General features: G+C 33.3%; 6 protein-coding genes. 1 reads left to right on the top strand and 5 read right to left on the bottom strand.

Translation table 11 applies throughout. The features are described from left to right. Window positions 1–149 precede the first annotated feature (149 nt). From WC622_RS16240 to msrA, 3 genes are all read right to left on the bottom strand, one after another. Window positions 150–599: a hypothetical protein gene (locus WC622_RS16240; protein WP_372820742.1), complete on the bottom strand. Its 450-nt coding sequence runs from the start codon at window positions 597–599 to the stop codon at window positions 150–152. A gap of 154 nt (window positions 600–753) precedes the next feature. After that, window positions 754–1,386 carry an NAD(P)H-dependent oxidoreductase gene (locus tag WC622_RS16235; RefSeq protein ID WP_372820741.1) on the bottom strand — a complete coding sequence of 211 codons (633 nt, stop codon included), beginning with the start codon at window positions 1,384–1,386 and terminating at the stop codon, window positions 754–756. Window positions 1,387–1,541: 155 nt separating this feature from the next. After that, window positions 1,542–2,141 (bottom strand): peptide-methionine (S)-S-oxide reductase MsrA, encoded by a 600-nt coding sequence (gene msrA, locus WC622_RS16230; protein ID WP_372820740.1) that lies wholly within the window; start codon window positions 2,139–2,141, stop codon window positions 1,542–1,544. A gap of 226 nt (window positions 2,142–2,367) precedes the next feature. Here msrA and WC622_RS16225 point away from each other — a divergent pair, with 226 nt between their 5' ends. After that, on the top strand, window positions 2,368–3,330 hold the full coding sequence (locus WC622_RS16225; protein WP_372820739.1) for an isopenicillin N synthase family dioxygenase: 963 nt from the start codon (window positions 2,368–2,370) through the stop codon (window positions 3,328–3,330). Between the two features lie 160 nt (window positions 3,331–3,490). Here WC622_RS16225 and WC622_RS16220 read toward each other — a convergent pair whose 3' ends face one another. Both WC622_RS16220 and WC622_RS16215 read right to left on the bottom strand, forming a co-directional pair. Further along, the gene (locus tag WC622_RS16220; RefSeq protein ID WP_372820738.1) at window positions 3,491–5,323 is read right to left on the bottom strand and encodes a serine hydrolase domain-containing protein; all 1,833 of its coding nucleotides are present in this window, start codon (window positions 5,321–5,323) and stop codon (window positions 3,491–3,493) included. Further along, the coding region (locus WC622_RS16215) for an amidohydrolase family protein (RefSeq protein ID WP_372820737.1) at window positions 5,295–5,587 on the bottom strand (293 nt) is incomplete at its 5' end. The genes WC622_RS16220 and WC622_RS16215, both read right to left, overlap by 29 nt.

Here is a 5,587-nt window from a genome sequence, read left to right as displayed (position 1 = left end):
TAATTAGAAATAACTTTCCAATTTACCGTTTTATTGGCGTACGGTTTTTTGGCAATATCTTTAAATTGAATTTTAGCTGTAGTTTTTAAATTCTTATCGCTTTGCTCATTACTATATGAAATATTAATGATTAATTTTTTGTCAATCGCCTAACCAAGTGGAATGGTTTTCGTAAAGAAATAATCATTGCTAAAATTGAGCATCCATAATGTATAGGCCCTTACATAATAATTACCCTGTTTGTAGTTTTGCATGTTAAGTGGAATATTGCCATAAGCAACACCATTTTTAAGGGGTAATTTTACAGTTTGCATTAAAGAATCTTGTGCATTCCAAACTTCCACATAAACTATTTTACTTAAGGGCGAAGGTAAGTTTTGCTCAATAGTTGCATAGGCTTTAAACCACATCGTATCTGCAACGGCATAATAAGGCTTATCAAAATGTAGATAAACTTTTTCTACCGGTTGTTCGTCCGATAATCTTTTAGTTTTTGTAATGATGTTATTCAATGCAATACTATCCTGCTGAGCAAAAGCAGCTGAATTCAGAATAAATATAAAAGCGACTAACGTAAAGAGAATTCTCGTAAATTTCATCGAATTGGATTAAGCTTTGGAATGTTTGCTAATATATTGATTATTGATTGATGGATAAGCATTGTAACTAATCTTTAACATATTTTTACAATTAAAAATGCATAAAAAAACGGATACCTTATTGCAGAGCACCCGTTTATACTTAGTGTATTTTTTAGTTGAATTCGATAATGAATTCTGATTTTGGTTGACGTACTTTTTTCAAGCCTACTAACCAATCGCTAGTTTCATCTCGGTAGCCTAAAGGCATAATTGCAATGCTCTTTAATCCTTTTTCTGTCAATCCTAAAATTTTATCGTATTCGGCATTGTCAAATCCTTCCATTGGCGTAGCATCTACTTTTTGAATAGCTGCTTCGGCCAATGCCATTCCAAAACCTATATAAGCCTGACGAGCTGCGTGATTAAAATTTACATCTTCACTTCTAGGTACATAGCTATTTACCAACATTTTTTGATAATCAGCTGTGCTTTCTGGAGGAGTACCACGTTCGTTATGTGTGTGCTTAAACACACCATTAATTCTATCTTCTGTATATGTATCCCAAGCAGCAAAAACCAAAAGATGAGAAGAATCTATAATTTGAGATTGGTTAAATGAATGCGGTAAAAGTGTCTGTTTTAAATCTGGATTAGTTATTACGATAACTTTATACGGTTGTAAGCCAGAAGAAGTTGGTGCTAAACGTGCAGCTTCTAAAATCAAATCTACTTTTTCTTGCGGAACAGCTTTGCCGTTCATTTTTTTAGTGGCATAACGCCAATTTAGTGCTTCTATTAAACTCATTTTATATATATCAATTTTATAGTACAAAAGTGATTAATATAAATTGATCTCCTCTTGATGTATGATAAGTAAGTTGTCACTTTAGGCGTAATGACAATTTGGTGCTAATTAAAAAAGCTAGACATCTCCAGCTTTAATGGTATAGTTTTTAAAACCTAATTTTTCAGCTTTGCTCTAAATAATTTTTCTAGCTTTTCCATTTTAGGTAAAATCACCAATCGACAATAAGGAAGCTCACCGTTTTTTATAAAATAATCTTGGTGATAGTTTTCTGCTACATAAAAAGGCTCAGCTTTTACTATTGTAGTTACCACAGGTTTGCCAAAAGCATTGTCTTTATTTAAAGCCGCTTTGTATTTCTCTGCAATTTCTTTTTGTTCATCACTATGATAAAATATTACCGAACGGTATTGTGTGCCAACATCTGCACCTTGTCTATTTAATGTTGTAGGGTCGTGGCTTTTCCAAAAAACCTCTAATAATTCATCGTAACTAATTTTTGCAGGATCATAAGTTACTTCAATAACTTCGGCATGATTTGTAGTTCCTGTACAAACTTCTTCATAGGTAGGGTTTGGAACATCGCCACCTTCATAACCAGATTTGACATTGCTAACGCCATTTAAGCGTTGAAATAAAGCTTCTGTGCACCAAAAGCAACCCATTCCGAATGTTGCTTTTTGTAGTTTTTGTTTTTGGGCATCGGCGTCTTGCATAGATAAAAGAATTAAAACCATACTAATGATATATTTCATCTTGGAGTTTGTTTTACTTAAGTAATAATACGTAAAACAAAATACTAAAGTTTTTTAAAAGTAAAAAGGGACTTAGTCTTGACAATATTTATCTTTAATTGTGAATTAAAATATTTTGTTAATAACTTAACAAATTGTTATTTAGTTTGTTAAATAACAAAAAATATAATGATTAAGATTTATTAACATATCTTTTTTAATTTTAATGTTCATTAAATAAAAAATTATGTCTACACCGTATATCCCTTGCCTTGATTTAGGTACGTATATTAATGGAAATGAAGAACAACGTAAAAAGTTTTCTGATGAATTGGGAAGAGCTTTTAACGATTCTGGTTTTGTAACCATAACCAATCATGGCGTAAGTCAGGAACTGATTGATAAATTATATAAAAATATTAAAGGTGTTTTTGCTTTACCCGTAGAAACTAAACGCAAATACGAAAAACCAGAATTAGCAGGACAACGTGGATATACTAGTGCGGGCAAAGAAACTGCAAAAGGGGCTAAAACTGCAGATTTAAAAGAGTTTTGGCAAATTGGTCAAGAAGTAAGTGATGGAGATCCGATAAAAAATGAATATCCTGATAACGAGGTATTAGAAGAAATCCCAGAATTTAATCCTGTTACAAGAGAAATTTATAAAAAACTGGAAGAGAATGGTAAACACCTTTTACGTGCCATTGCTACCTATTTAGAATTGCCTATTAATTATTTTGATAAACACGTACATAATGGAAATTCTATTTTAAGAGGGATTCACTATTTTCCAATTGAAAATCCTGAAGAATTACCTGATGATGCTGTACGTGCAGGAGCTCATGAAGATATTAACTTAATTACCTTGTTAATTGGTGCAAGTGCTGATGGTTTAGAAGTTCTCACTCGTAGTAATGAGTGGTTGGCTATTAAAGCAGAACATACTGACATTGTTGTAAATGTGGGCGATATGTTGCAACGCTTAACCAATAACAAATTAAAATCTACTACACATAGAGTAGTAAATCCACCACGTGAATTAATGAAAACTTCACGTTTCTCAGTTCCTTTTTTCTTACATCCGCGTAGCGATATGGATTTAACTTCGTTGAGTTCTTGTATCGATGCAGAACATCCAAAAGCATACAGCGATATGACTGCTGGAGAATATTTAGATGAAAGATTGAGAGAGATTGGATTGAAGAAATAAGTCTTAGCAATCAGATAGTAAAAACGGGTTCCACATTGTGGAACCCGTTTTGTTTTTTAAGCCTTCAATTTATTTGGTTGCTTGAATAACTCATTTGTCATTTAGAGAGTTAGTGAAGAATCTAACCTATCAGAGATTTCTCGTTCATCGAATGACAAAATTATTTCTTTCCCTTATCTATTGCTCTATTAATTGCATCTTGTATCCTTGGACGGATATTTAAATCACTCAGTTTATTAGTTACGGTTGGATTCACACGATTTGATAAAAAGATGTAAACCAATCCTCTAGATGGATCTACCCAAACACCAATGCCAGTATAGCCTGTATGTCCAAAAGTTTGAGGTGAAGCCAATTCTGATGGATATTTTTTAGTTAAATCTGGATCCCAACGATCAAAACCTAAACCTCTTCTGCTCACGTCAGATTGCCTGCTGGTAAATGTTTCTACCGTTTGTGGTTTAAAATATTGTTCTCCACCATACGTGCCTTTATTTAACAAAAGCTGATAATAAATAGCCAAGTCATTAGCACTTCCAAATAAGCCAGCATGACCAGCAACACCACCTTTTAAAGCTGCACCTTGATCGTGCACATAGCCCTCTAGCAATGTTTTTCTAAATACCTGATCGTCTTCTGTAGGTACGATTTGATCTTTACTGAAACGGTTACGTGGCAAATAGCCCGTAGTTTGCATGCCTAGTGGAGTATAAAAATTATCTAACACATATTGTTCTTCGTGTTTTTCTGTAATATGCTCTACAATATCTTGCATAACATACATGCTAATATCACTGTATACGTACTTTCCACGTGTTTTTATGGGTGAATTTAACATTTTCGGCCACATGAAATCGCTAAAAAATCCTTTCTTTACGTAATACCTATCAGCAACTTTTGTTGGATAGGCAGCTGATGAATCGCGGCTATAATCTCCTTCTTTGATAAAATTATGAAAAGGAATGTAAGGAATAAATCCTGCTTGATGCAGCATTACCTCGCGAACATTTATCGCATTCATTGGTGTATTTCGTGCTCTAGGAATATAATAACCGATGTTGGTGTCTAATTTCAATTTTCCTTCCTCTACCAAACGCATTACAGTTGGTGTCGTTGCAGTAACTTTTGTAACCGATGCCAAATCGAAAATATCGGTTACTTTATCTGGCATCACATTATCGTAAGTGTGGTAACCAAAAGCCTTATTGTAAATTACTTTTCCATCTTTGGCTACTAAAACAACCATCCCTGGCGATGCTTTTCCTGAAATTCCTTCTGCAACAATTTTATCAATTTCATTTAAATCTTCTGTATTTACACCAGCATCTTCAGGTACTGAATATTTTAAACGAGTTACTGTAGTTTTAAAGCCAGAACCTGCAGTATATTTTGCGGAAAATCCTTTAGCTAATGTTTGTTGTGTAGCTATTCCTCCAAAAATAAGCTGCGGAACAACCATTGCTGCTTCATTGTTGTCTTGATGGCTCCAAACAATAGGGCAGCTTAAATTATCAAATGAACTTAGACTTTTTCCATCGCCAAAAACGGCTAAAACTACATCTTTATGTTTGGCTACATCGCTTATAAAATTTAACAAACGACCATTTTTTGCCATCTTATCTGTAATAGTGATAATTACAGTACTGTAATATTTCAAATCATCTGCTAAATCGTTTAGCGTAGTTGAATCACGATATTTTTCGGCACTTAATGATTTTACTTCAGCGTATTTATTTAATAAACTATCAAATGAAGATTGATATTCAAAACCTAAATTAACGGAAACGAATTTTTTATCCGACAGTTTAGTAACAGGAATAAAACTTTGTTGATTATTTAATAAAACTGAACTATTGGCAATAGCATTTATATTTTTTAATCGGTTTTCATTTTGTCTGTGATCTTGAGCACATGCGCTCAAAGTAAAAACTAAGATTAAACAAGTGGCAATTATGCCAATTAAGTTATTTTGCTTCATATACTTTTTCTCCATTTAGGTAGGTTTTTAACACTTTATTTTGTAATATTTGTTGGTGATTTGCTTTCATAATGTCGTTTTCTAATATCACGAAATCGGCAAACTTGCCAACTTCTAAACTTCCTTTTTCTTTTTCTTCAAAATTTGCCTTTGCTGCCCAAATCGTCATTCCTCTTAAGGCTTGCTCTGGCGTTAACGCGTTTTCCATCTGAAATCCACCTTTTGGGAAATCTTTAGCATCTTCTCTAACAGTTGCTGCATAAAACGTAAGCATTGGAT

The sequence above is a fragment of the Pedobacter sp. genome (genome assembly GCF_041662865.1).
Taxonomy (GTDB): Bacteria; Bacteroidota; Bacteroidia; order Sphingobacteriales; family Sphingobacteriaceae; genus Pedobacter.
The sequence above is the reverse complement of the archived record's forward strand: the minus strand, read 5'-3'. Positions and strand labels throughout refer to the sequence as shown.

What these genes read in the sequence shown, in the direction of transcription:
- WC622_RS16235 (WP_372820741.1), bottom strand. Translation starts at nt 1,386, where the DNA reads ATGAGTTTAATAGAAGCACTAAATTGGCGTTATGCCACTAAAAAAATG.
- WC622_RS16225 (WP_372820739.1), top strand. Translation starts at nt 2,368, where the DNA reads ATGTCTACACCGTATATCCCTTGCCTTGATTTAGGTACGTATATTAAT.
- WC622_RS16240 (WP_372820742.1), bottom strand. Translation starts at nt 599, where the DNA reads ATGAAATTTACGAGAATTCTCTTTACGTTAGTCGCTTTTATATTTATT.
- WC622_RS16220 (WP_372820738.1), bottom strand. Translation starts at nt 5,323, where the DNA reads ATGGAGAAAAAGTATATGAAGCAAAATAACTTAATTGGCATAATTGCC.
- msrA (WP_372820740.1), bottom strand. Translation starts at nt 2,141, where the DNA reads ATGAAATATATCATTAGTATGGTTTTAATTCTTTTATCTATGCAAGAC.